22 protein-coding genes are annotated in these 24,498 nt (G+C 62.7%); 8 read left to right on the forward strand and 14 right to left on the reverse strand.

Going from position 1 to position 24,498, the window contains the following annotated elements:
- The first annotated feature begins 9 nt into the window (after positions 1–9).
- From RJT48_RS09600 to RJT48_RS09615, 4 genes are all read left to right on the forward strand, one after another.
- Positions 10–990 (forward strand): ornithine cyclodeaminase family protein, encoded by a 981-nt coding sequence (locus tag RJT48_RS09600; RefSeq protein WP_311172063.1) that lies wholly within the window; start codon positions 10–12, stop codon positions 988–990.
- A 387-nt stretch (positions 991–1,377) separates the two neighbouring features.
- Positions 1,378–2,484: a Rossmann-fold NAD(P)-binding domain-containing protein gene (locus RJT48_RS09605; RefSeq protein WP_311172064.1), complete on the forward strand. Its 1,107-nt coding sequence runs from the start codon at positions 1,378–1,380 to the stop codon at positions 2,482–2,484.
- Positions 2,485–2,552: 68 nt separating this feature from the next.
- Positions 2,553–3,686, forward strand: a complete 1,134-nt coding sequence (gene solA, locus RJT48_RS09610; RefSeq protein ID WP_311172065.1) for an N-methyl-L-tryptophan oxidase — start codon at positions 2,553–2,555, stop codon at positions 3,684–3,686.
- 300 nt (positions 3,687–3,986) lie between these two features.
- A complete protein-coding gene (locus tag RJT48_RS09615; protein ID WP_311172066.1) occupies positions 3,987–4,346 on the forward strand; it encodes a 4a-hydroxytetrahydrobiopterin dehydratase in 360 nt (119 codons plus the stop codon).
- Positions 4,347–4,357: 11 nt separating this feature from the next.
- Here the strand turns inward: RJT48_RS09615 and RJT48_RS09620 are convergent, their stop codons facing one another.
- Positions 4,358–4,741: a SaoD/DsrE family protein gene (locus RJT48_RS09620; protein ID WP_311172067.1), complete on the reverse strand. Its 384-nt coding sequence runs from the start codon at positions 4,739–4,741 to the stop codon at positions 4,358–4,360.
- A gap of 151 nt (positions 4,742–4,892) precedes the next feature.
- Complete coding sequence (locus RJT48_RS09625) at positions 4,893–5,495, reverse strand: hypothetical protein (protein ID WP_311172068.1); 603 nt, start codon at positions 5,493–5,495, stop codon at positions 4,893–4,895.
- 27 nt (positions 5,496–5,522) lie between these two features.
- Between RJT48_RS09625 and RJT48_RS09630 the strand changes: the two genes are divergently transcribed.
- Entirely contained in the window at positions 5,523–5,807 is a 285-nt protein-coding gene (locus RJT48_RS09630) for a DUF7967 family protein (protein WP_311172069.1), read from the forward strand.
- A gap of 50 nt (positions 5,808–5,857) precedes the next feature.
- On the opposite strand, the gene RJT48_RS09635 is transcribed toward RJT48_RS09630, so the two are convergent.
- Positions 5,858–7,093: an ABC transporter permease gene (locus RJT48_RS09635; protein ID WP_311172070.1), complete on the reverse strand. Its 1,236-nt coding sequence runs from the start codon at positions 7,091–7,093 to the stop codon at positions 5,858–5,860.
- Complete coding sequence (locus tag RJT48_RS09640; protein WP_311172071.1) at positions 7,093–7,794, reverse strand: ABC transporter ATP-binding protein; 702 nt, start codon at positions 7,792–7,794, stop codon at positions 7,093–7,095. The genes RJT48_RS09635 and RJT48_RS09640 overlap by 1 nt, the downstream gene beginning before the upstream one ends.
- 96 nt (positions 7,795–7,890) lie before the next feature.
- Here RJT48_RS09640 and RJT48_RS09645 point away from each other — a divergent pair, with 96 nt between their 5' ends.
- Positions 7,891–8,976 carry a hypothetical protein gene (locus tag RJT48_RS09645; protein WP_311172072.1) on the forward strand — a complete coding sequence of 362 codons (1,086 nt, stop codon included), beginning with the start codon at positions 7,891–7,893 and terminating at the stop codon, positions 8,974–8,976.
- Positions 8,977–9,085: 109 nt separating this feature from the next.
- Here RJT48_RS09645 and RJT48_RS09650 read toward each other — a convergent pair whose 3' ends face one another.
- Complete coding sequence (locus tag RJT48_RS09650) at positions 9,086–9,895, reverse strand: nucleoside phosphorylase (protein ID WP_311172073.1); 810 nt, start codon at positions 9,893–9,895, stop codon at positions 9,086–9,088.
- Between the two features lie 39 nt (positions 9,896–9,934).
- A complete protein-coding gene (locus RJT48_RS09655; protein ID WP_311172074.1) occupies positions 9,935–10,540 on the reverse strand; it encodes a class I SAM-dependent methyltransferase in 606 nt (201 codons plus the stop codon).
- 119 nt (positions 10,541–10,659) lie between these two features.
- Here RJT48_RS09655 and RJT48_RS09660 point away from each other — a divergent pair, with 119 nt between their 5' ends.
- Positions 10,660–10,983, forward strand: coding sequence for a DsrE family protein (locus tag RJT48_RS09660; protein WP_311172075.1), 324 nt, complete (start codon positions 10,660–10,662; stop codon positions 10,981–10,983).
- A gap of 123 nt (positions 10,984–11,106) precedes the next feature.
- Here RJT48_RS09660 and RJT48_RS09665 read toward each other — a convergent pair whose 3' ends face one another.
- The 8 genes from RJT48_RS09665 to RJT48_RS09700 all read right to left on the reverse strand — a co-directional run bounded on the left by RJT48_RS09665 (position 11,107) and on the right by RJT48_RS09700 (position 23,464).
- Positions 11,107–12,399, reverse strand: coding sequence for an MFS transporter (locus tag RJT48_RS09665; RefSeq protein WP_311172076.1), 1,293 nt, complete (start codon positions 12,397–12,399; stop codon positions 11,107–11,109).
- An 824-nt stretch (positions 12,400–13,223) separates the two neighbouring features.
- Positions 13,224–14,561: a phenylacetate--CoA ligase family protein gene (locus tag RJT48_RS09670; protein ID WP_311172077.1), complete on the reverse strand. Its 1,338-nt coding sequence runs from the start codon at positions 14,559–14,561 to the stop codon at positions 13,224–13,226.
- A gap of 19 nt (positions 14,562–14,580) precedes the next feature.
- Positions 14,581–16,641 (reverse strand): hydantoinase B/oxoprolinase family protein, encoded by a 2,061-nt coding sequence (locus tag RJT48_RS09675; protein WP_311172078.1) that lies wholly within the window; start codon positions 16,639–16,641, stop codon positions 14,581–14,583.
- Entirely contained in the window at positions 16,638–18,812 is a 2,175-nt protein-coding gene (locus RJT48_RS09680) for a hydantoinase/oxoprolinase family protein (protein ID WP_311172079.1), read from the reverse strand. Before RJT48_RS09680 ends, RJT48_RS09675 begins: the two co-directional genes overlap by 4 nt.
- Positions 18,809–19,150, reverse strand: coding sequence for an acetone carboxylase subunit gamma (locus RJT48_RS09685; RefSeq protein ID WP_311172080.1), 342 nt, complete (start codon positions 19,148–19,150; stop codon positions 18,809–18,811). The genes RJT48_RS09680 and RJT48_RS09685 overlap by 4 nt, the downstream gene beginning before the upstream one ends.
- A 193-nt stretch (positions 19,151–19,343) precedes the next feature.
- Positions 19,344–20,303: a uroporphyrinogen decarboxylase family protein gene (locus tag RJT48_RS09690; protein WP_311172081.1), complete on the reverse strand. Its 960-nt coding sequence runs from the start codon at positions 20,301–20,303 to the stop codon at positions 19,344–19,346.
- Complete coding sequence (locus tag RJT48_RS09695) at positions 20,300–22,318, reverse strand: hydantoinase/oxoprolinase family protein (RefSeq protein ID WP_311172082.1); 2,019 nt, start codon at positions 22,316–22,318, stop codon at positions 20,300–20,302. Before RJT48_RS09695 ends, RJT48_RS09690 begins: the two co-directional genes overlap by 4 nt.
- Before the next feature lie 351 nt (positions 22,319–22,669).
- Positions 22,670–23,464 (reverse strand): IclR family transcriptional regulator, encoded by a 795-nt coding sequence (locus tag RJT48_RS09700; protein WP_311172083.1) that lies wholly within the window; start codon positions 23,462–23,464, stop codon positions 22,670–22,672.
- Positions 23,465–23,627: 163 nt separating this feature from the next.
- Between RJT48_RS09700 and RJT48_RS09705 the strand changes: the two genes are divergently transcribed.
- Positions 23,628–24,395, forward strand: coding sequence for an IclR family transcriptional regulator (locus tag RJT48_RS09705; RefSeq protein WP_311172084.1), 768 nt, complete (start codon positions 23,628–23,630; stop codon positions 24,393–24,395).
- Positions 24,396–24,498 lie beyond the last annotated feature (103 nt).

Raw genomic sequence — 24,498 nt, forward strand, 5'->3', positions numbered from 1 at the left:
TGATAGACAATGGCTACCAAACTATACGCGAAAGAGGACATCCGTACTCATCTGGACCTCGCCGACTCGCTCGCTGCCGTCGAACAGACGTACACCGAACTCGCCCGCGACCGAGTCCTGAATCCGCCGAAACTCACGATGCATATGGGGGACGACGGGGAATGGCCGCACCACAACGCGTTCTCGATCGATATGCCCGCGTACGTGGACTGGCTCGACGTCGCGGGGATGAAGTGGGCCGTCGCGACCTGGGATCTCGATGCGGCGGTCCCGATCAGTTCGCAGATTCTCCTCTTCGACCTCGACGCGGGGACGTTCACCGCGGTGATGGAGGGGATGTACGTGACAGGTGTACGGACTGCCTTACAGTCCGTCGTGGGCCTCGAGCATCTCGCCGCGGAGGCTCCGTCGACGATCGGCGTGTTCGGCGCGGGATTCCAGGCCGGATTTCAGGTGTCGACGATCGATAGTCTCCTCGATATCGACGAGTTTCGCGTCTACGACGTCGACCCGGACGCTGCACACGAGTTTGCAGCGGACCTGAACCCGGAAACCGACGCCGAAATCGTCGTCACCGACTCCCCCGCCGAGGCGGCCGGACAGGAGGCTGTGATTACTGTCACAGATTCCAAGACGCCCGTTCTCGAGGCCGAGTGGCTCGACGATGCGGCGTTCGTCATCGCGCTGGGATCGTATCGGGAACTGCCGGACGATGCCATCCTCGCGACGGACCACATCGTCGTCGATCAGGTAGAGCAGTGTCTGCAGCGGGGCAGTCTCGCCGATGCCGTTGAGAGAGGCGTTTTGACGGAGGACGACATCGACACCACGATCGGGTCGGTTCTCACCGAGGGGTACGAAGGCGAGATCACTGCCGACGATTTCACGCTGTTCGTCCCGATCGGCCTAGGCGCACTCGACATCGCGCTCGCGGAGCGCATCCACAGAACCGGATCGTCGACCGGCATCAGCGAGTTCGAGTTCGTCTGAACGGTTTGGGCCCAGGGTCTTTCGAGACCTCTCATACTGATTACTCTCACTGTTTCCCGCCGAGCGCCGCCAACAGGGATGGCGCTCGACGGGAAGAGACGAGAGTAATCAGTATCAGTCGCTTTCGCTCGTTCGATAACGGCATCCGTTTGTGGGTTCCCAAGGGCGGGGGACCGATCTTTTTCGCGTCGTATCTTCGGAGTGCTGACCGAGATCTTTGCGGAACGTAATGGCTGCTACGCTCCAAACTGCTCTCACCTGTCTTTCGCAGCCTCGAACATCGTCATCCTCGACACGTGGTCGTTCAGTGCGGCGGTTCTGAGTCGAACATACATATTTTGGATGCGACCCCAACAAATATATGGTTTTGCTACGGAACGGTTGATGATGCCTGACAATCAGCCGCTAGAACTGACGTTCCTACCACAGGAGGGTGCAGTCGAGGCGGGCGCCGCAGCGATGGTACCCTGCGTGGAGACGATCGAATACGCGTTCGACCTGTACAACCACAACCGGGTCGCGATGGGTGATGCCGGGCAGCATATGCACGGCCACGTCACAACCTTCCCGGGGGAACTGGAGGGCGAAGACCTGGGTGGCGGTCCCGACCGGCGGTTCAGCGCGATGCCAGCCTACGTCGGCGGCGACATCCGCAAGATGGGGATCAAGTGGTACGGATCGAACGTCACGAATCCCGACGAGTACGGCTTGCCCCGCTCGCTGCACACGATCACGCTCAACGACCCCGCGAGCGGCCGGCCACTGTTCCTGACCGACGGGCAAGTGATCAGTTCGATGCGGACCGGTGCTGTCGCCGGGATCGGCGCGAAGCAGATTCAGGGCGACCGTGCTCGCGTCGCGACGATCATTGGTCCTGGCGTGATCGGACAGACGTCGGCACTCGCGCTGGACGAGGCGCTTTCCTCGCTTGAGGAACTCCGAATCGTCCACCCCGAACGATCGAAGGCTGAAGCCTTCGCAGCCGAGATGCGAGACGACGTCGACGCCGAGATCACGCCGATCGATTCGACCGCCGAGGCGGTGACTGGCGCCGACGTGACAGTGGTCGCCACGACCGCGTCTCCGCCGCCGAAAATCGACCCCTCGTGGTTGGAGGAAGATTCACTGGTGATCCCACTGGGCGACCTCCGGATGCCGCTTTCGGCGTTCGACTCGGACCGGATCTTCTGCGACATTCCGCAGAACACCTTGGAGTTCGCCAACCAGGTCGACTGGCAGATCTTCAACGCGATCGGCGCAGCGGTGGAGTACGGCGTGGGACTCGATATCGATCGCGCGGATCTCAGAGCGCTTCACGAACTCGTCGGTGAAGACGATACGGCGTCGACCGACGGAACCTCGATCCTGTTCGCGCCGGGACTGCCGATGGAGGACGTCGCCTGGGCCAGCCACGTCTACGAGAACGCCCGGGAAGCGGATCTCGGCCAGACGCTGCGGCTGTTCTCGGAGCCGTACTTCACCAAGCCGTACTGATGCGTCGAATCAGCAGGTACAAATCTCAGCAGAAAGAGCCCAAATCGAAGAAGTAGATATCTCTCACTATGTCAGACCACTACGATGTGATCGTGATCGGCGTCGGCGGAATGGGTAGCGCAGCGGCGTATCACCTGGCGGACCGGGGCATCGACACGCTCGCTCTCGAACGGTACGACATCCCGCACGGGATGGGCTCGTCCCACGGGATCACGCGAATCATCCGGCGGGCGCCCTCGGAAGATCCCGCGTATCTCCCGCTCGTCGAACGTGCCTACGAGAACTGGCGGGAACTCGAATCGGAGACCGGACGGGACCTGCTCCACATCACGGGCGGTATCGACGCCGGCCCACCGGATAGTACCGTGTTTACGGGCTCCCGACAGTCCTGTGAAGAACACGATATCGACCACGAGATCCTCACCGGTGACGAAGTAAACGAGCGATTCCCCGGGTACGGGATTCCCGAGAACCACCGCGCGGTATACCAAGCGGAGAGCGGGTTTCTGGTCCCCGAGCAGGGTATCATCGCCCACGTCGAGGCGGCACGCGCAGCGGGTGCCGAAATCCGCGCCCGTGAACCTGTCGAGGACTTCACTACCCAATCAGACGGAGACATCCGTGTCTCCACATCACGGGGCACGTACGAAGCCGACAAGCTTGTCGTCACTGCAGGCGCGTGGACGAGCGAGTTCCTGCCCGAGTTTGAGGCGTACGCGGTGCCCGTCCGGCAGGCACTCGCGTGGTTCGGGACGTCTGATCCGGACCTGTTCGCGCCGGATAACTTCCCGGTCTTCGTTCACGGCACGGAAGCAGACCACTACTACGGGTTCCCCGAACACGACGTGCCGGGATTCAAACTCGGGAAGTTCAACCACTTCGGGAACACTGTCGACCCCGACGAGATGGACAGAACGCCGAATCAGGACGACGAAGACCTCCTCCGGTCGTACGCCGAGAACACGTTCCCCGAGGGCGCGGGCCCGACGATGCAACTCGCCACGTGTCTGTTCACAAATACGCCGGACAACCACTTCATCGTCGATACGCTTCCCGACCGATCGGACATCACCGTCGGCGCGGGGTTCTCCGGACACGGGTACAAATACGCGAGCGCTATCGGAGAGATTCTCGCCAGTCTGGCCATTTCCGGGGAATCGGACCTGGATATCGGATTGTTCAGTGCGGACCGATTCGACTGACAACTGGCTTCTGCGGAAGTTTTCGAAGTTTGAATATAATACTAATATAACAGATAGTGAATAATAATTGGGATATGAATCGAAACCGGGAGTAGAGCTCAGAATCTGGATAAACACCCCATACTAATCGTTATTACTCGATTTTTTTGGCTCTATTCATTTTCGAACTCCACCATACTGTCATCAGAGACTAAAAAGACAACAATATCTACTATACAGAAAATTTATATAAATATCTTATTACCTGGAGCAACTCGTCCGGAGGAAAGACTCAACCGACTCCAAAACCATCTGTCGTGTATGACGGAGAAGGCCCTGGCAGACCAGGAGTGTGAGGCATGCACGAGCGACGACGAACCACTCGCCGGCGACGAGTTGACGTCGCTGTACGAACAGATCGATACCGACGTCTGGGACGTCGTCGACGGGCACCACCTGGAAGGGAGCTACGAGTTCGAGGATTTCCGGGACGCCCTGGAGTTCACCTACGAGATCGGCGAACTCGCAGAAGCGGAATGGCACCACCCCGACATCCACCTGGCGTGGGGTGAGGTGGTCGTCGAAATGTGGACACACAAGATCGACGGTCTGCATCACGCGGACTTCGTGATGGCCGCCCGGATGGATCGCATCCACGAGGACTACGCGCCCGGCGCATAGCTGGCTGGCACCTATAGGGTAATGACGTTATCTACGCCGTCTTCCCCGAGCGCCGCATAGAGGTCGGGGAAGCAGCCGACGGTAGCGTTCTCGACGGTCCCGACCGGCTCGTACTGATCGCGGCCCGCGTCGTCGGTGTGATCGAACTCCGCGAGTCCACGCTTCGTCGCACACTGGTCACAGAGCATCAGCAGGATGTCCCGCTCGGCAGCGACTGTGGCGAGTCGGTCGCCGAGCGGATCGCCCTCCCGTAGCGCGTACGTGTTGTCGTGGAAGAAGAACATCCCGGCGACGTCGACGCCGTGGGTGTCGTTCTCCAGTTGCGGGAGGATCATCTCTCCGAGCACGTAGTCGATGGTCTGGCCGGCGGTCGCAAAGATGTACGCGACGTCCATACCCGTCGCTCGGTCCGACAGGGATTTGCTCTACCGACAGCGGCGCGAATCACCGACGTCTCTGACGTGACCGTCGTAGGTGAACGCTCGGACCTCGCTCCTATTTATCAGGTCGACTCACCTCGCCGGAGTCGAACCTGTTCGGTGATTTTCAGGTCGACTTACCTCGCCGGAGTCGAACGTATTCGGTGATCGACCGAACGAGGCTTCCGAAAAGAATCAGCAGGCTGAGACCGACGAGTATGTAGAAGAGGCCGAGCGCTCCCGGTCCCGCCATTGGGCCGTCGGGGAGCAACACGAGAATAACACCGACCGCGCCGACGGCCAGAAGTGCAAAGAGGAACTCCCCTATGCGAACCACGCCGTACAGCGGATCTCTTGAGAATCGTTCCGCAAACGACGTTCCATTTTGCACGACATGATAGCCAGCGAGTACTGTCTCGGCGGTGATCACCACCGCGAACACGAATGCGACGACCGGCACGAAAAACAGCACTGTGATGCTCTCGGTCGGAACAATCTCGAAGACGATTCCGAACAGGACGGCGGCGGTAGTGACCACGCCGAGGAGCTTGCACGCCTGGAGGGGCTTCGTAGTGAGGAACGGAGGGACCATCTGCGTACCGAAGAATTCGATCGGTCCTGTAAGCGCTTTGTGGTGGCCTCCGGCGGATGCATTTTGCAGCTTTCCCGAAAGCTCCCAAAGTGCTGACTCGACAAGCGGGTCGTCAGCGGCTATCTCACCACCACACACTTCCGGTTCACCGACGAAGAGACCAGTATGAAACAGAATTCAGCGGACGCCGTCCGCGTCTGGCTGGTCGAGCGAACGTACTCCGACGACGAACAGAACCTCATCATCCTCACCTACGCCACCACCGACGGTGAGCAGTACTTCCGGAAGGAGCGGGCGCTGACGTCCTTTACCGACGTTCGCGATACGACCGCCGCCGTCGACGCCGACCCGGACAACCTGGGGCCGGTCGACGAACCGGAACTCCGGGAGCGGTATGCCGCCGAAGCCACGCGGATGGCAGACGAACACGCGCCAGACGACGTCATCTGACCTCCCTCGGGCCGTACGCTGAATTCACTGTAGGGGAACTTCCCCGATGATCACTCGTACCGCAGAGCGTCGATCGGGTCGACGTGCGCCGCCCGCCAGGCGGGATAGAGCCCGGCGACAACGCCTACGAGCACTCCCACGAGCACGGCCAGCGCCGTCCAGTACGGCGCGAACGCGAACCCGACCTCGGCGTAGCGGGTCGCAGCCCAGCCGACGACGAGCCCCAGCGGGAGTCCGAGCAGCGCGCCCCCGGCTCCCAGCAACGTCGCTTCGAGAAGAAACAGTTCCATCACGTCGCGGTTCCGCGCCCCGACGGCCTTCATAATCCCGATTTCGCGGGTCCGTTCGGTGACGCTGACCAGCATAATGTTGGCGATGCCGATCGCGCCGACGACCAGGGCGATCACCGCGATCCCGGTGACGAACCGGGTGATCTGGTCGATCACGTCGCTGATCTCCTCGGCGAAGTCCCCGCTGGTGCGCGCCACCAGATCGACGCCCGCGGGGGCAAGCTGCCGCGCGTCAGATTCGTCCGCCAGATACGTTTCGATCGCTTCGGTGACGGCCAGCGTTTCGGCCGGCTCAGAGATGACCGTGACCTGCGGATACGCTCGCTGTCTGGCGTTCGTGGCGGGGCTTTCGACGACGGCCTGATAATGTGGGTCCGCGGGCACGTAGAACTGCGGCTGGGGGCCGAAGTTGCCGACGGGCAGTTCGCCCGCGGTCCCGTTGACGACCCCAACGACCGTCAGGTTCACCGTCTCGCCGGTCCGGCGAACGGTTATTTCGTCACCAGCTGTGATGTTTTCCTCGAAGGTCGTCTCCGCAGCGACGCGATTGAGGACCACCTCGTCTGTGCCGCTGTGGAAGCTCCGTCCCGCGACGAGCGTTTCGTTCGTCAGGGCGGCCGGTGTCGTCGCCGTGAGCTGCTGGATCGAGACCGTATCGCCGCCGTGACTCACCGAATTGGCCGGGATCGACCCCCGCGGAATGACGGCCTCGACTCCCTCCAACTCCGACAGCCGGTCGATATCGTGTTCGGTGAAGAGGGGCTGGAGCGCCTGCTCGAACCCCTCCTCGTCGGCCGGCTGTCCGAGCACGTAGATATTGTTCGCCCCGGAATCGGCGATGCTCCCGACGATCTCGGACTCGACGCTGGCCCCGAACGTCGCGAAGGTGACCACCGACGCGATCCCGATGACGACACCGATCACCGTGAGCGTCGAGCGCAGTTTGTGTGATCGGATCGATCGGGCCGCGATCGTGAACGATTCACGCGGATCCATCAGTCGGTCAGCTCCTCGGTCCGTTCGATACTGCCGTCCCGAACGTGGACGATGCGTTCTGCACGCTCTGCTATCCGTCGCTCGTGCGTCACGAGCAGGATCGTGTTCCCGGCAGTATGGAGCTCGTCGAGCAGGCGCATAATTCGGTCACCAGTCTCGGTGTCGACGTTGCCGGTCGGCTCGTCGGCAAGCAGTAGCTCCGGGTCCGGCGCCAGCGCGCGGGCGATGGCGACCCGCTGCCGTTGTCCGCCGCTGAGTTCCGTCGGCTTGTGGTCGAGTCGGTCGCCCAATCCGACGTCCGAGAGCAGCGCTCGAGCGCGCTCACGGCGGCGGGGTCGCTCCCAGCCGTCGAACACCAGCGGCATCGTCACGTTCTCGAGCGCCGTGAGCCGCGGCATCAGATTGAACGTCTGGAAGATGAACCCGACTTGCGTGCCCCGAACTGCCGCCCGCTCCGTCTCGCTGGCTGCCGCGAGGTCCTGTCCCGCCACGGTGACCTGGCCCTCCGTTGGGGTATCCAGGCCCCCCACGAGATTCAACAGCGTGCTCTTCCCCGATCCGCTCGGGCCCATCACCGCCGTATAGGATCCTCTCGGCAACGACAGCGACACGTCGGCCAGCGCTTCGACGATGCCGCCGAGCCGATAGGTCTTCCGCACGTTCGACAGCGTAACCACGTCATCGGTGTCTGCCTGCGCCATTCGATCGCGTTTGGGGGGCGACGGGTATGAGCGTTTTCCGCCAGCGGGCGTGGGAGAGCAAGAACACACTTTACTGTCCAGTCCTAATCGACTGTTATGTTACCGAGATTGGGTGGACGTCGCGGCCTGCTGGGCGTTCTCGTGGTGGTACTCGCGGTCGTTCTCGCGGGATCGGCAGCCGTCACGGGCGCGCTCGGGCCGCTTCAGCAACCGTCCGGCGACGAGGTCCTCGATCGCGTCGAGCAGCGGTACGAGTCAGCCGAGACCGCGACGAGCACCGCGCGCGTCACAGTCGAAAACGAAACCACGTCGACGACGGCGACTGTCGAAGTCGCTGCCGCCGCCGACAACAGGTCTCGAACGATCGTCACCCACGACGGCACGACGTACCGGATGGGCTCGAACGGGTCGGTTGTCTGGGCCGTCGGTCCGAACCACTCGGCCGCGTGGCCCGTTGAGGCGGTGGAAGCCGGCGCTGCTCCCGACCTCTCCTCGCCTGCGACCGGCGAGGCCGTGGTGCCGGACGAATCCGACGCACAACTCCCACACGAGGGAGCGCCGGAGTTCAACGGATCGAACGTGTCGGCGACGCTCGTCGGGACGCCGACGGTCGACGGGATCAGTACCTACGAGGTCGAACTCACCCACCCTGAGGTGGACGCTACCACCTCGCTTTGGGTCGCCCAGGACGACTACCGAGTCGTGCGTGCGGTCGCCACCGACGGAACGAACCGGACTGTTGTCGCCGTCCAATCGACCGAATTCAACGTCTCGATCCACGAGAGTACGTTCGAACCGCCGAACAATCGGATCGCGCTGACGACACACGATCAGTACGACGACTTCGCGGCCGCCCAGCAGGCGACTGATCTCACGCTGCCCCGCCTGGACGGAACGTTCGCGGAGGCCAGCGTCACTGTCCGGCAGAACGAGACGATCGTCGGCCAACGCTACGTCACCGATGACGGCAACGTCAGCATCGTCTCGACCACCGCCACAGACCGGTTCGATCGCGTGTCGGAGAACGCATCCACCACGACGATCGACGGGCAGACGGTCACCGTGACGACTGCCGAGGACCGCGCGATCGCCGCCTGGACCGACGACGGTGTGACGACGGCTGTCGTCGTCGAAGGATCCACCGACCGCGCTGTGGCGGTTGCCGGCGACCTGTCCCGATAACGGTTCCCAATCACCCATCGAATTCGGCGCCCTCAAGTTCGGCGCCCTCGAGTTCCTTCGTCTCGCGTCCTTGCCGTTCGCCCGTTGTCCTGGAATCCAGCTCGCGAGTTCACTCCTCGGACCGAAAGGCAGTCGCGGCCGCGTCGACCACCGCGAGCGCGTCTCGGCTCCCCTCGGAATCGCCTTTCTCGAAGTCCGTCTCGGTCTGTCCCATCTGGTTCGTCACGTACGCGAAACACACGACCGGCCGGTCGCGGACCGCCGCGAACGTATAGAGGGCCGACGCCTCCATCTCGACGGCGAGGATACCCTCCGATCGGGCGCGCTCGATCGCGGTCTCCGTTTCCCTGAAGGGCGCATCTGTCGTCCACGTTGCTCCGGGGTACACCGGTCGGGCGACAGCTTCGCAGGCCTCCTCGACCCTCGCCCCGAGTTCGGTGTCGATGGTCGCGTAGCGCCCGCTGGCGCGGTAGTGGTGGCTCGTTCCCTCGTCGCGGAGCGCTCGCTCGATGAGCACGAAATACGGGGGGTCGTCTTTCGGGACGATCTGGCCCGAGGAGGTGATACTAACGAGAAACTGGCAGCCGGCAGCAAACAGTTGCTCTGCGACGAGCACGGCGAAGGAGGCCCCGACGGCACAGCCGATGATCCCGAACTCCTCGCCGTTGCGCTCGAACCGATACAGATCCGTGTGGTAGCCTGGCCAGGTCGGGTCCTTCGACGCATCGCCCGAGGCAGCGAGTTGACGGACGACGTCGCCGTCGGGGTCGAGAACACAGATATCCGGGACCGATCGCTTGGGGAGGTCCTTCTGGCGGCGTGCGTTTTCCAGCAGCGATTCGGGCGTGAACACGGAGGATTCGTCGAACGCTTTCGCCTCCAGGAGCGGGGGTCGATCAGGGTTCGGCGAGTCGGTCATACGGAGGGTGTTCGGGGAATCCCCCAAAGGAGATTGTGGTCACCTCGCTGGTGTTCCGACAACCGGGACGATGGCGGCAGTCGTCGGATCCTTACTCTCGATGACAGTCCGATCTGCGACGCCCAGGAAATATTCGCTGTCACCGTCGATGTACTCGAATATCGTGTCCGTCAACGCGTCGGTATCTCGGTGGTGCAGCCGCTGAAAGTAGGAACCCTCCCGTCGGAGGCCCGAGCGGACGTACTCGGAACGGGTGTTCAAGATCAGCGCAACGAAGGTCCCGTCGGTATCGAGGATCCGAACGGCCTCAGCGAGCACTGCGTCGATATCGGGGATGAATTCGAGCGTCGCAACGGAGACGAACGCGTCGACGGCGCCGGTCGCGACGGGAAGTGCGGTCGCATCTCCGAGGACGAACGGCGCCGAGACGCGTTCCCACGCAGTCCGAATCATCGCCTGCGAGCGATCGAGGCCGACAATTTCGTACTTCGGGAGTCGTTCTTCGAGCGCCCCGATCCCGCAACCGACGTCGAGGACCCGGTCCTCCGGAGCGAGGTACTGCTCGATGTACGCGGCCTCACGCTCCATCACGGCCGTGCCGAACTCGCTCTCACAGAAGCGAACGAAGTTTTGAACGTCGATCATAGGCGACCCTCCTGCCGACTCATTCGGTATCGGGAGCACCTTGGCTTAACTGTCACTGTGATTTCTCGTGTCGGAGAACCGGACTGTGCGTTCAAGGTGCGGCTCTCGAACAGTCGCGTATGGACCTCGGAATCATCCTCGAAACCAACGATCCCGAACGGGTCTGGAACGCGTTTCGGCTGGCGAACACCGCGCTCGACGCCGAGCACACGGTGGAGGTGTTCCTCCTCGGCGACGGCGTCGAGGCGCCGGACCTCGACCATCCGAAATTCAACCCGCACGGTGTAATGCTCAAATACGGGCAGAACGGCGGTCAGCTCTCCGCTTGCGGGACGTGTCTCGACTCTCGGGACCTCGAAGCGGACGGTCTGAGACCCCGCGGAACGATGGAAGAGTGCCTCGAAATCGTCGAGTCCGCCGACAAGGTGCTCACGATCGGATAACCTATAGCAGCGTTTGCAAGTCTTCGCTCACACGATCGCACGACAGCGTGCGACCGGTTGAGTAATCAGTTGCAAACCCTGCTATAGTGCCCCACACGCTCGATTCATCGAAACGGAAGCAGTTCAATCCCCGGCGGGAGCGGCGACCGTCTCGTCGGAGTCCGGTTCGACCACCTGCGTGATTACCAACACGAGTCCGATCGCCCCGCCGGCGGTCGCGACGATGAATGGAACCACGAACCCGAAACTCACCAATACGCCCGAAAGCAGGGTGCCGACCGCGATTCCGAGGCCGAACCCCATCGTCAGCAACGACAATGTCGATCCCGACGCACCCTCGCGTGCCAGGTCGCCGGCCAGTGCCAGCGACGGAGCGAACACCGCGGCGACAGCGACACCCTGCAGGAAGCGGGCGACGATCATCCCCGTCGACGAGGTGACGAGCCCCTGTGCCAGCGTCGTCGGCAGCAACAGGATGAATCCGCCGATCAGGAACGGTCGACGCCCGTAGGTGTCGCTCAGGCGCCCCAGGGGCAACTGAAACAGCACGTTCGCGAGCACCGTCGCGCCGAACTGGATCGAATACAGGAAACTCCCCTGGTTGAGCCGTTCGTTGATGACGTTCGCGAGCGGCGCGTAGATGGCGATCGATAGCGCCATCACGATCGTTGCGACGCCGAGCGCGAACACCGGGTCCAAGCCGCCGTGTTCGCCGCGAACGCGGATGGAGATATCCTCGCCGGCGGTCTCCTCGGCCCGCTCGGGATCGCTGATCAAAAGCGTGATGAGCGCGAAACTCACTGCGGCGCCGACGACCGCGACGAGGAACGCGGCGTCGAATCCGGAGATCGACCGTCCGGTGAGCACGTACGGACCGCCGGCGACGACGACCCCGGCGACGAGCGGGCCGACGCCGAAGCCCAGCAGCCGGAAGGTGTTGAACAGGCCGAAGTTGTTGCCGCGTTCCTCCGGATCGGATAGTTCGTTCACGAGGGCGACGGAGATCGGGATCGAAAACGCCGCGCCGATGCCCTGTAGTCCGCGCATCGCGAGGACGAGCAGGTAGTCGGTGAAGATCAGATACCCCGCACTACCGCTCGCGACGAGGGCCAACCCGAAGAGGAGGAACGGTTTCCGCCGGCCGGTCCGATCTGATAGCGACCCAGTCAGGGGCTGGCTCAGGCTGTTGAGAAAGCCGAACAGCGACAGCACAATCGCGATCAACAGTTCCACGCTGACCGCGATCCGAACGCCGAGCACGGAGACCGCCGATCCGGTGAGAGCCGGGAGTCGTACTGCCTGGCTCCCGATATACAGCGGGAGGACGACGACCAGAAACGAGTTCGCGAGCGCGCTGACCATCCGCGCGATCGCAAGCGAGAAGATTCGAGGATCGAGGAGCGGCGACTCTCGCATCTAGTGTAGTCGTGACGCTGCTCCGCATCAAAGGTGTCGGCCGCGGCCGGAGGATCGGGTTACGTTAGCGGATGATGCGTTCGAGTTCAGCGCGTCTATGCCCGATATCAAGCGCCTTAGTGGTTCTATCGAGTAGTTTGGCTTGTCGTTTGTGGAGCGCGATCGGACTTTCGAATTGGCGAGTAGGTATCCGGTATCATCTAGCAAATATATCACATCAATATTCAAGTCAGTTTTTCGATTATTTAAAAGTCGACCGCGGTCACCTCGCTATTCCTATCTGGGTGCACACCGCCGGTATACAGCCCGTTTCGGCGGTAACTGCGGAACAACTCGCAGTTGACGAAAAGTGATCCGCGTCAACGGCGACGACTACTGGCTGTGCGTGCTGTTGATCCTGAAACGCACGAAATATTGCAGTTCAGTCTGTTTTCGACGACAACAAACCAGACGGCGCGATCGTTTTTGACAGAGCTCTATCGACGATAGAAACGGTATAACGTCGAATTTACCGTTGCTGACGCCGATTCTTGGTGAACGTCCTCGACGGAGATGGATACTGATTCTAGATGGTATCACACGGGGATCGGAACGCCATCGGACATATATTTTTAGAAATAGAACAACGAAATTTTTCGTTTACGAATAGTTTCAGCCATATCGATCCGTCGACAGCAGAATCGTGGCTCCAGGCCTTCCCCGTCCGGCACAACTCACGCCAAAGTTAACGCGACCATTCGACGAGCCCGTAAACCACGATGCTGATCTGGATGCCCGGTCGATGGCTGATTGCTATCCCCGAGCGAGTGGATGGCAGCCGGAGATTACGACTCGGCTGTCACCTCCAGGAGGGATGTTTTGTACTCGGAGAGTTCGATCGCCGACTTCGGAACCGGATTCGGGTCGATCCGAACTTTCAGCCGCGAGCGGATGCGGCCGGCCGCATCGTCGGCAACGTCGCTTGGATCGCGATCCGACGCCGGATCCAAGACGACGTCGACCGGTATCGGCGACTCGAAGTGCACAGTGTCCGTCGAGGGGACTTTCACGCGAGCGTAGGGGAGCGCTCCCTCGACTTCGGCGACGACGTCGCGGATCGCTGACGGAAACACGTTCATTCCCTTGTAGATGAGCATCTCGTCGACGCGGCCGATACACTGCATCCGGGGCGAGGTCCGCCCGCAGGAGCAGGTCGTCCCGGTCACGCGGACGTAATCTCCCGAACGGTACCGGAGCAACGGCGTCGCCTCGCGGCCGAGCGGCGTGTAGACGAGTTCTCCCTCGGTACCCTCCTCGAACGGAATGACCCCGCCCGTGTCGGGGTCGATCAGTTCCACGTGGGCGTGGCCCTGTGCGCAGTAGTGCATCCCGTCTTCGGCCTCGCACTCGGCCCACATACAGCCGATGACGTCGCCGAGACCCATCAGCTCGCGGACCAGGGTCGCGTCCCACTCATCGTAGAGGGTCTGGCGGATCTCCGGGGTTGCAATCCCGGGGCCCCCTCCGCCGATCAGTTTGACCGCGGGCAGCTCGTCGACGCCGTGATCCAGAATTTCCGGTGCGCGCTCCGTGAGATAGCGGAGATGGGAGGTCGTCGTGAAAAGCACCGGTGCGTTCAAGTCCTGTATCGCGGACAGCAGCCGTTCCGTGGTGCCGCCGCCGGCGGGCACCACGTTCGCGCCGAGTTCTGTCATCGCCTCGAAGTAGGGCGTTCCTCCCGGCACCATCGTCTGTCCGACGCCGAAGATCACCGTCTCCTCGGGACGGATACCCGTGGCGTAGAAACAGCGCTCGATCACTGTGTTCCAGTGTTCGCGGTCCCCTGCCGTGAGTCCGAAGTACGTCGGCTTGCCGGTCGTCCCGGACGAGGAGATCGTCCGGTTCAGCTCCTCGGTCGGCACAGCCTGGTGGCTTCCGAGCGGCCGCTCCGGCGAGGGGTTCGCCTGGTTCCGGCGCTCGTCTTCCTTCGTCGTGAAGGGGACCTCGCGAAATTCGGCGAGTGTGTCGATCGTGGTCGGATCGATATCCCACTCGTCGAATTTCGAGCTGTAGTACTCGGAGTTCTCCGCTAGGTACGCGAGTTGCTCACTCAGTAGCGACTCGTGGCGGTCGACGACCTCGTCCCAGGGCGCCGTTTCGATCGGATCGTGTGTCTCACTCATAACTGATACCCCCCGATCGTCACATCCGCATCACGGGGCCTTCCTTCGCCGCGTCGGGCCAGCTCCCGTAATGCTGCAGGATCTCCTCGGGCGGCTGCTTCTCCGACCACTCTTCTTCGAACTCGTCGAACGGCACCGCCTCTTCGAGCCGACGCTTTCGGTACTGGTCGCGACGCTCCGCCGTCGCTTCCTCGTCGACGGTCAGCGATTCCTCGTCGTACTCGATCTCGTAGATGTTCTCGGCCGCCCAGTGGGAGACGCGGTCGGCCTCGATGTCCGCCATCACGGCTTCGGGATCGCGTTCGAGCGCGTCGCCGTAGCCGCATCCGCCGCCGGAATGGCCGACGAACAGGTCGCCGTTCTCGTAGGGCTGGGACTCGCGGACGTGGCTCGTGATGTTGTAGTCCGCGTCGAGCGGCTGCTCGGTGAGCAGCTCGATGAGGTCGTCGGGGACGTACTCGCCGTTTGCCATCCGCTCTTTCAGATCGGAGTCGGTGATCGTGACCCCGGGGATCGTTCGCGGGGGGTACCCCCCGAACAGTCCCTGCCCGGTCACGAGCTTGGAGTTGTGACAGATCGACAGCCACTCGACCGCCGGGACGTGGTGCTGCATATACGCTAACTGCATCCCGATCCCGCCGCGATGCTTGCCGTGCCCACAGGAGTCGGTTCCGTGGCGGAAGTACTGGTGCGTGAACGGGTACTCGTTCTCGACGAACTCCATATTCGAGGCGTGCCCGAACGGACACCACGGGAAGATGGCCTCGTCCTCGCCGTCCCGACGGGCCTGCCCGCCGGTCCCGTCGGTGTTGAGCGCGTGCGACATCAGGTCGGCGACCGGTTCGCCGTGCTGGCTGACCGCGCCGAACGCATAGCCCGCGCCGGTGTTGGCCATCGGCGCCGTCACGTGCTCGTTTTCAGTTTCGTCGTCGTACATCGACCGCGAGAACAGCGTGGTGGTCGAGTCCATCACCACCTGGTTGACCATCACGGCCTGCACGGTGGCCGCCTCGGCGTCCGGATAGAGGATCGACCCCTTCGGGATGTCGAAGTCGATCAGGTCGTAGGTGCCGTTGCTCTTCGGCAGGTCGTGGAACGGGACGCTGAAGAGGTAGTTCGCCGTGTGCGCGATCGAGGCCACCGGCTGGGAGTTGAACGACCCGTCGTTCTCTGGCGACGTCCCGGCGTAGTCGATGAGGATCTCCGGCCCCTCCTTCTCCATCGTCGCCTTGAGACGCCAGAGCCCGTCCTCGTAGCCGACGGAGTCGGCGAAGTGGACGGTCCGGAACGTGCCGTCGTTCCACGACTCGACTCGCTTTTTGGCGCCCTCGCGGGATTCCTCGATGTTGCGGCGGATGAGGCCCCTGAAGAAGTCAGGCCCCTTCTTCTCGATGATGAGTTCCTTCACCCGGCGTCTGACGCGATCGCACGTCGTCAGGCGGGCACGGAGGTCGATCTCGTGCATCCGCGGGGCCCGCGAGATGAAGTTCTTCTGCATCTCGACCATATCGCTCTTGAGCTGGTAGTTCTCGCCGATCTTGATCGGGGAGAGTTTCATCCCCTCGTCGTGCCGCGTCCGCGCGGAGATCGGCATTCCACCGGGTTCGATCGCGCCGGTCTCGGTGGTGTGGACCGCCGCCGAGACCCACGCCATAATTTCGCCCTCGTGGAAGACCGGCATAAACGCAATCTGGTCGGGGTTGTGGATGCCGCCGTAGAGCGCGTCGTTCGCGTAGAAGACGTCGCCGGGCTCGACGCCGACGGTCTCGTCGTCGGCGAAGTTGTTGATGACGTACTTCAGCGGCGGGATCCCGGTGACGACGTGGAGGTACGCGCCCGCCGCCGAGTCGATGAGGTCGCCCTCCGGCGTGTAGATGGCGACCGCCAGGTCGCGGGCGGCGATGAACTGCGAGACCCCCGAGCGCACGAACACGTCGATCCCCTCATCGAGGATCAATCGCAGGCGTTCGGAGTAGATCTCGTAGTCCCCGTGGTCGAGTTCGTCCATACAGGCCAGTTCCTCCGCCGAGGGCTCTTCGAGGTCGAGCCAGTCGATCAGTTGGTCGCGGTTGACAGTCATTGGGTGCCTCCTGGTTGTTGGTCGGTAGTTCCGTCGCTCGTCTGTTCGAGGATGCCGTTGCGGTACGTATCGAGGTGGTAGGTCCACCCGTCGGGAACGGCGGTCGTGGTGTAGTCGGCGTCGACGACCGCGGGCCCCTCGACCGTCATCCCCGGACGCATCTCGTCGTACTCGAAGACGGGGGTCGAACGGTACTCGTCGGCGTCGGCCCACAGGATGTCGCGCTCCCCGTCTCGGGCGGGATCCGGGACAGACTCTCCCACCGGTTCGGTCGGGAGATCGATGTCCTCACTGTCGACGCGCGCCTTCAGCGCGAAGTTCTCCACCGTGATCCCGTGTTCGGGCGTCACCGAGTACGAGGAGAACCGCTCGGTGTACTGGTCGATGAAGTGGTCACAGATCGCCTCGACGTCGGACTCGTCGTGGACCTCGAGTCGCGGCGATCCGACCCGCGCGACGTGGATCTGCCCACCGAACCGCATATCGAGTTCGAGTTCGTAGGTGATGTCGTCGGGGTCGTAGCCCTCGCTTTCGATGTCTCGTCGCCCCTTCGCTTTCAGGTCGTCGACGACGCCGTTGAACACGTCGTAGTCGATCTCGTAACTGGGCTCCCCGCCGGACTCCCGCAGGAACATCGACCGGGACTGCTCGTAGATGTGCAGCGTGTCCATCGTCGCCGAGCCCATCGCGCAGAACACCGGCGAGTACGGCGTCGTGACCACCGTGTCGATGTCGAGGTACGACGAGAACGACGCCGCGTGCAGCGGCCCCGCGCCGCCGAAGCTATACAGGATGAACTCCCGTGGGTCGTGACCGCGGAGCATCGTCTCCTTGCGGACCGTGTTCCCCATATTGCCGTCGGCGATCCGGCGAATGTTCCGTGCGGCCTCGGTGACCGACATCCCCGCGGGGTCGGCGACGTGCGTTTCGATCGCGTCTTCGGCCCGTTCGACGGCGAGCCGCTGGTTCCCGGCGTAGAACTTCTCGGGATCGATGAAGCCGAGCACGACGTCGGCGTCGGTGACTGTCGGCTTCGTACCCCCGCGGTTGTAACAGGCGGGGCCGGGATCCGCCCCCGCGCTTTCGGGACCGACCTCAAGCCGGCCGCCGAGTTCGTCGTTGACCGACGCGATCGAGCCGCCGCCTGCGCCGATCGACTTCGACTCGATCATCGTCCCCGAGACCCGCCACCGGTCGATGATCGGTTCGAACTCGTAGGACTGGACGCCGCCGCCGGTGAGAATGCCGATGTCGAAACTGGTGCCACCCATATCCGTCACGACGGCCTTCTCGTAGCCGAGGAGGTCACAGAGGTACTCGCCGCCTTTGAGTCCCGCGACGGGGCCGCCGTTGAACGTCTCGACGGCGGTGGTTTTGTAGGATTCGGCCATCCCGCCGGTGTTGTGCAACATCTGGACGTCGCCCTCGTAGCCGAACGCCTCCAGCCGCTCTTTGATGTCGGCGATGTGTTCCTGCATCAGCTCCGAGAGGTAGGCGTCCAGAAGCGTCGTGTTCGTCCGCTCGTACTCCTGTTTCGTCGGCATCACCTCCGAGGAGAGGAACACCGGAATACTTCCCAGATACGACGGGGGGTACTCCTCGCGGACGAGTTCCCGGATCCGCTGTTCGTGCTCGGGGTACTCGTAGGACCACAGCAGGTTGACGACGATCGCCCGCGCGCCGCGGTCGACGAGGTCGCGGATCTGTTCGCGGGCGTGCGCTTCGTCGAGCGGGCGCAGGACGTTGCCCTCGCTGTCGACGCGTTCGCGGATCCCCTTGGTTCGGGAGTCGGGGACGAGATACTCCGGTTTCTTCGCGTCGGAGATGTTGCGTTGCTCGCTGTCGGTGAGGCCGTCCGCCCAGCGCGGCCCGCGGCCGATCTGCGGGTAGTCTTGGACCCCTGCCGTGGTGAGCAGCCCGAGTTTGGGACCCTTCCGCTCGATCAGGCGGTTCATCGCGGTGGTCGTGGAGTACCGGATCGAGTCCACGTCCGAGATGAGATCAGCGAGGTCGACGTCGAGTTGCCCCGCGCATTTGCGGATCCCCTGGAAGAAACACTCCGACATGTCGTGTTCGGTCGTCGGCGTCTTCGCGGAGACAGCCTCGCCGTCGTGGACCGTGAAACAGTCGGTGAACGTTCCGCCCGCGTCGATGTTGATCCGCGTCGTCATTGTGACTCCCCGTGACGTTCGATTAGCGTCTCGATGTCCAGTTCGGTGTCGTGTGTGATCGGGTGTCCCGGCGGGAGATACTCGTTTTCGATCATCGTCCCGCAGCCGGGACAGTAGAACTCGACGATCCGCACCCATTCGGGGTCCGGCGCAAAGGAGTACTCCGCGTCCTCGATCAGCGGCCGGTGGACCTCGTGGGGGTGGCGTTCCCGGACCAGACACCCCCGCTTGTAGTTCTCCGCTGCCGGACCGATGGTCTCTGCACACTCCGTGCAGACCCAGGTCCGGTCGTCGAGATCGATCTCCAGGTATTCGGTGATCTGTTTCGTCGTGCTCATCTGTTCGCACCCCGTTTTTCAACTGGTTCGCTCGGTTCGGTCGGTTCGCTCAGTACGTTCGATGTGGCCGTGCCGTTCGGTTCGGCCGATCCGTTCGATTCCCCGCGTCCGATTCGCGTAGTCGTGTCGTTTGGTTCGTTCCTTCGTATCATATTCTCTGTTTCGAGACGGCTCACAGCGTCGTCGAGACGGCTCATAGCGTCGCCTCCACCGCCCGAGCGACGGCTTGGAGTTTTGTCGGATGGATCGCTGCCGGGATCTCCGTGCCGCTCGCCGGGAACACCGACGTCGGCGCGCCCGCGAACCGCGACTCGATCGCCGATTCGATCTCGTCGGTCGACTCGGCCAGGAGTTCGGGCGTGATCCCGCCCCCGACGCGGACGTCGGGGAAGCGGTCGGCCACAGACGCCGGATCCGTGCTGTCGACGAACACGCCGTCGACGGCAGTTTCTTCGACGATCTCGGCGGCGACGTCGACGTCGAAACCTTCGGGGACGAACGCCACAGGGACCCCGAAGAACTCCGCGATGTTCCCGAGCATCTCCAGGGCCGCCACGTCCGCCTCGATGACCGCAGACGGTGACTGGGCGCCACTTGCGAACTCGGTAACCAGAAACGCGTCGACCCCGGCACGGCCGTACGCCCGCGCCAGGTCGCCGAAGACCTCCCGGATCAGCTCGTTTGCTCCCCGGTTCGCGTCGATTTTCGCGTCGCCGAGCAGTTCGTTGAACGTCGCCACCGGTCCCGGAATCCCGCCGACGACCGCACAGTCGTCGAGGGTCGAAGCGAGCCGTTCGGTCACTTCGAGTGCGACCGGGACGCGCCCCGCGGCCGTCACGTCGGACGGTGCGTTCAGGTCCGTCGCGCCCGAGACGGACTCGACGACGAACCGGTCTGCATCGTCGCTCCACTCGACGGCGGCGTCGAGGACGTCACACAGCAGCGTCCGATCGAGCGTGGTCACGACCGCGTCGTGCTCGAAGAGCCGCTGGGCGCGCTTTCGGCTGTTCGCCGAGTGGGTTGCGTTGCGGTGGAACTCCTCGTGGGGGATCTGATTGATCTCCGCCGCCAGCGTGTCGACGAGCGGCACGAACGGACGGCTCTCCGAGAACCCCTCGAAGTACTCGACGGCCGGCGGCGATCCGAAACTCATCGTTCGATGATTCCGTTTCCGTACTCGTCGATTCGGTACGTCCACGCCGAGGGAACGACGTAGGTCGTGTCGGTCGCCTCGATCAGCGCCCGTCCCTCGACGACGTTGCCGGGCCGGAGATCCTCCCGCTGATACACGCCCGTCTCCTCCCAGCCGTCGACCGGCCAGTAGGCCTCACGGGAGCCCTTGCGGGCGTCGCTCGGATCTTCACCCTCCAAGGCCTGCGGTTCCAGCGTCTCGGTGGCGACGGGCCCGACGGCTGTGAGGACCACCGTGTCGAGATCGATCTCCTCTTCGGCATCCGCGTCGAAGGCCTCGATCACCGGATCGAGGTCGTCTGTCCCCCGAAGCCGGGAGGGGAGCGTGACCTCCCTGACCTCCGAACCCCTGCGGGCGAGGATCGACGTCTGAAGCTGGACGTCCTCCTCGTCGAACCCCTCGCCGGCCATGTCCTGAATAGCCTCCGCCTCCAGTTGTTCGACGGTCCGGTCGAACGCGCGAGTGTCGATCGACGGCGCGTCGCCGGTGATCGTTTCCCCGAACGCCTCCGAGTAGCGGTGCTCCACATCGAGCGTGGCGCCGCCGAAGGCGCTGAACTCCGCGGCCGCAGGCGCGGTTATGACGCGACTCAGGCCGGCCTTTTCGGCGAACGTACAGCAGTGAGTCGGACCGGCGCCGCCGTAGGCGATCAGCGTGACGTCTTCCGGGTCCTCGCCGCGTTCGGCGAGCTGTGATTCGATGCTGTCGGCGATGTTCTGGTCGACGCGCTCTCGGATCTGCAACGCGGCTTCCGCAACCGAGACGTCGAGCGCGTCGGCGACCTGGCGCTCGATCGCCTCCTCGGCCCGTTCGGCGTTCAGTTGCTGATCGCCGCCGAGGAAGTAGTCCGGGTCGATGTATCCCAGGGCGACGTCCGCGTCGGTCGTGGTCGGATCGAACCCGCCCAGGTCGTAGCAGGCCGGTCCCGGCTCCGCACCGGCACTTTCCGGTCCCACGGAGAGTTCCCCGTCGCGGACCGATGCGATACTCCCGCCGCCTGCCCCGGCGGTGTGGACGTCGATCATCGGAACGTGGACCGGTAGTCCGGCGACCTCCGGGAGGAGGTTCCGGTCGAGTTCGCCATCGACGATCGTTCCCAGGTCGATACTCGTCCCGCCCATATCGGCGCTCATCACCGAGTCGAGGTCGTACAGTTTCCGGAACGCGTCCGCCCCGAGAACGCCGGCGACGGGGCCGGAGTTGTAGGTGTGCAACGCGACGGTCTTCGAGACGCCGGCGACGCCGCCGGTCGACTGGCCGATGAGAAGCGGGTTCGAGTAGCCGCTGTTGCGGGCGTCGTCTTCCGCCTTGTACAACGATCGGGCCATCGGACGGTGGACGTACGCGTTGACGAGCGCGGTGTAGGTCCGGGTCCGGTAGCCCGGTCGGCTACTGACCTCGTTTGCGGTGAGGACCTGGTTGGGGCCGAGATAGTGGGGTGGGTACTCCGTCTCGATGACGGTCCGGGCCCGCTCCTCGTTGGTCTCGTCGTGGTACGAGTTGGCAAAGCTGATGAGCAGGAGCTTCGCCCCCCGGTTCATCAGCGTCTTCGCCGCCGACTGTACCTCGTCGGCGTTGACGGGTTCGATAACCTCTCCGTTGGCGCTGGTCCGCTCCTCGACGCCGACTACGAGGTCGTCGCTTGCGATCAACTCTCCGTCGCCGTCCTCCGCGCGAAACAGGTCGTCCTCGTTGCCGCCGGTCACGATGAGTCCGATCTTCGGCCCGGACCGCTCGATGATCGTGTTCGTCCCGATCGTCGTCGAAAACCGGATGACGTCGGTGTCGACGAGAAACTCCTCGGTTGGTTTTTCCAGTTTGTCCGCTGCCTTGTCGATACAGTTGCGGAAACACACCGTGAGGTCGTGGTCCGTCGTCGGAACCTTGACCGTCGTGGACCCTCCCGGATACGACACGTATCCGTCGGTGAAGGTGCCACCTGTGTCTACGCTTACGTAGTAGTTTTCCTCCGCCATACGATCGGCCAATGGCAAACAATTATTATAAATATTGGGGTGAACTCGGTCGAGGGAGTCAGTTCGATCGACGTTTGGAATTGACAAAGGATTGACGCTGCGGAACGAAATTCTGTACGCGGTCGTCGTCAGCTACTATCAGTCACAAAAGTATCTGTTACGGGAAGGCCCGAGTCTGGCGTTTCTCACTATAACTGTAGCCGAACACGGTTGCTCTGAGAGCAGATTGCCCCCTACGGAACAGATCGAGCCGCGCGATCGAATCGCCCTACCGGTCAGTTTCTCCCCGTTGGAACCAACTTATTCAGTATTAACAAACGAGTACGGACGAGGCGATCTCCATCCGTCATCTCAGGAACTGAGTTCCTCAGTGTGAATCCGTATTTCGATCTCGTTTGCTGCCTTCTTTACGACAGTCGGAAGTTCCTCTCTGAAGAGGTCTCCGGTCCAGCTCGCGGCGGAGACGGACACGCTGACGGTCCCGATCACGTCGCCGCTATCGTCGTGACGGACCGGTGCTCCCACCGCACGAATCCCGGGCATATGTTCCTGATCGTTGAGCGCGTAGCCGCGCTCGCGCACCCGCTCCAGTTCGTCGAACAGCCGGTCTCGATCGGTGACCGTGTGGGACGTTCGAGCGGGAAGTCCGTGGCTATCGAGAATCTCGTGGACCCGCGGTTCCGAAACGTGAGCGAGGATAGACTTCCCACCGGCCGTACAGTGGAGATGAGGCTGTAACCGTCCGCGCTTTTTGAAGTGGAAGTCCTTATCGACCGCATCTTCCCCGTACACTTCGTCGAGGATGAGGAGCCGATCTTCGTACTCGGTCATCAGGTGGACGCACCCGCCCGTGCTCTGGGCAAGTTGATGGATGATCGTCTTCGCGGCGGGGTAGAGGCTCGATTGGTTCCGGACCCGGACCCCAAACGGGATGAATAGCGCTCCGAGCCGGTATCGTGACTCCTCCTGTTCGACGAACCCGTAGTCTTTGAACGTCGATAGATACGTGTGAATACTCCCAGCTGATAGCTCCGAGTGCGACTCCATCTCCGCGATCGTCGCCGGGCCGTTCCGGCGAAGGTAATCCAGTAACTCACATCCCCGTTCGATGGATTGGATGGTTCGTTTCCCCGTGTTGTGTGTCATACTGTCACATTACCTCTTCGGACCTTAGTTTTTGTTATTCCCAAACTCCCACTACGGGCAACAGATACGGACTGCGGTCGCGTTTCACTGCCGATCACAGTACCATATGGGGTAACCAGTAAGAGGCGAACGTTTTTACTTCACATACGGAGATTACTTCGGTATGAACCAGTCCGATCCGCCGAATCGACCGATCAAATCTGCGCTCCGTGCGTTCGATATCCTCGAAACAGTGCACGCGTTGGAGGAGCCCACGTTCACTGATATTGCCGAGGAGTTTGCTGTCTCCGATAGCACGCTGTACGACTACCTGGAGACGCTCACCTATCGGGGATATCTCACGAAGGACGACGGCACCTATCGCCTGACGCTTCGGTTCTTCGACCTCGGGGCTGCGGCGCGGGATCGATTTCCCGTCTACAGGAAATCCCGCGAGCCGTTGAAAAAGACGGCCGACGAGAGCGGTGCGGCTGTGTGGTTGATGGTGGAGGAAGCCGGCAAAGCCGTCTATCTCGCACGTGAGATGGGCGAACAGTCCATCGAAACCCACGAACGGCTGGGCAAACGGGAGTATATGCACTGCCTGGCCTCGGGGAAGGCGATGCTTGCGTTCGCTCCGCCGGATCACGTCGAGAACGTCATCCAGCGCCACGGCCTTCCGGAGCGGACCCACGAATCGATCACCACGAAGGAGGAACTCACCGCGGAACTGGATCGGATCCGCGAACAGGGATACGCGACGAACGAACACGAGACTGCAGAGGGCGTCTCGGCTGTCGCAGCGCCCATCATAGCCAACGATCGGGTGTACGGGGCGGTTGCGATCGCCGAACCTGTCGCACGGATGCGAAACGAGTCCCGGAAACAACGGCTCATCGAACTGGTTACCACGGCCTCGAACGAGATTGAACTCAAACTGACCTACGAGTAGACGCAGACACTTTCTTCACGTGAATGCAAACCCGTATCGCCAACGGGCGACCGCAGGAGATAACAGAAGTACATATGTTATCTATCTCCCCGTCCCGATCAGT

It is taken from the genome of Halobellus ordinarius, from assembly GCF_031823395.1.
GTDB lineage: Archaea > Halobacteriota > Halobacteria > Halobacteriales > Haloferacaceae > Haloquadratum > Haloquadratum ordinarius.

What these genes read in the sequence shown, in the direction of transcription:
- RJT48_RS09660 (WP_311172075.1), top strand. Translation starts at nt 10,660, where the DNA reads ATGGACCTCGGAATCATCCTCGAAACCAACGATCCCGAACGGGTCTGG.
- solA (WP_311172065.1), top strand. Translation starts at nt 2,553, where the DNA reads ATGTCAGACCACTACGATGTGATCGTGATCGGCGTCGGCGGAATGGGT.
- RJT48_RS09635 (WP_311172070.1), bottom strand. Translation starts at nt 7,093, where the DNA reads ATGGATCCGCGTGAATCGTTCACGATCGCGGCCCGATCGATCCGATCA.
- RJT48_RS09645 (WP_311172072.1), top strand. Translation starts at nt 7,891, where the DNA reads ATGTTACCGAGATTGGGTGGACGTCGCGGCCTGCTGGGCGTTCTCGTG.
- RJT48_RS09640 (WP_311172071.1), bottom strand. Translation starts at nt 7,794, where the DNA reads ATGGCGCAGGCAGACACCGATGACGTGGTTACGCTGTCGAACGTGCGG.
- RJT48_RS09700 (WP_311172083.1), bottom strand. Translation starts at nt 23,464, where the DNA reads ATGACACACAACACGGGGAAACGAACCATCCAATCCATCGAACGGGGA.
- RJT48_RS09600 (WP_311172063.1), top strand. Translation starts at nt 10, where the DNA reads ATGGCTACCAAACTATACGCGAAAGAGGACATCCGTACTCATCTGGAC.
- RJT48_RS09685 (WP_311172080.1), bottom strand. Translation starts at nt 19,150, where the DNA reads ATGAGCACGACGAAACAGATCACCGAATACCTGGAGATCGATCTCGAC.
- RJT48_RS09695 (WP_311172082.1), bottom strand. Translation starts at nt 22,318, where the DNA reads ATGGCGGAGGAAAACTACTACGTAAGCGTAGACACAGGTGGCACCTTC.
- RJT48_RS09630 (WP_311172069.1), top strand. Translation starts at nt 5,523, where the DNA reads ATGAAACAGAATTCAGCGGACGCCGTCCGCGTCTGGCTGGTCGAGCGA.
- RJT48_RS09675 (WP_311172078.1), bottom strand. Translation starts at nt 16,641, where the DNA reads ATGACTGTCAACCGCGACCAACTGATCGACTGGCTCGACCTCGAAGAG.
- RJT48_RS09605 (WP_311172064.1), top strand. Translation starts at nt 1,378, where the DNA reads ATGCCTGACAATCAGCCGCTAGAACTGACGTTCCTACCACAGGAGGGT.
- RJT48_RS09690 (WP_311172081.1), bottom strand. Translation starts at nt 20,303, where the DNA reads ATGAGTTTCGGATCGCCGCCGGCCGTCGAGTACTTCGAGGGGTTCTCG.
- RJT48_RS09665 (WP_311172076.1), bottom strand. Translation starts at nt 12,399, where the DNA reads ATGCGAGAGTCGCCGCTCCTCGATCCTCGAATCTTCTCGCTTGCGATC.
- RJT48_RS09705 (WP_311172084.1), top strand. Translation starts at nt 23,628, where the DNA reads ATGAACCAGTCCGATCCGCCGAATCGACCGATCAAATCTGCGCTCCGT.
- RJT48_RS09650 (WP_311172073.1), bottom strand. Translation starts at nt 9,895, where the DNA reads ATGACCGACTCGCCGAACCCTGATCGACCCCCGCTCCTGGAGGCGAAA.
- RJT48_RS09670 (WP_311172077.1), bottom strand. Translation starts at nt 14,561, where the DNA reads ATGAGTGAGACACACGATCCGATCGAAACGGCGCCCTGGGACGAGGTC.
- RJT48_RS09655 (WP_311172074.1), bottom strand. Translation starts at nt 10,540, where the DNA reads ATGATCGACGTTCAAAACTTCGTTCGCTTCTGTGAGAGCGAGTTCGGC.
- RJT48_RS09615 (WP_311172066.1), top strand. Translation starts at nt 3,987, where the DNA reads ATGACGGAGAAGGCCCTGGCAGACCAGGAGTGTGAGGCATGCACGAGC.
- RJT48_RS09620 (WP_311172067.1), bottom strand. Translation starts at nt 4,741, where the DNA reads ATGGACGTCGCGTACATCTTTGCGACCGCCGGCCAGACCATCGACTAC.
- RJT48_RS09680 (WP_311172079.1), bottom strand. Translation starts at nt 18,812, where the DNA reads ATGACGACGCGGATCAACATCGACGCGGGCGGAACGTTCACCGACTGT.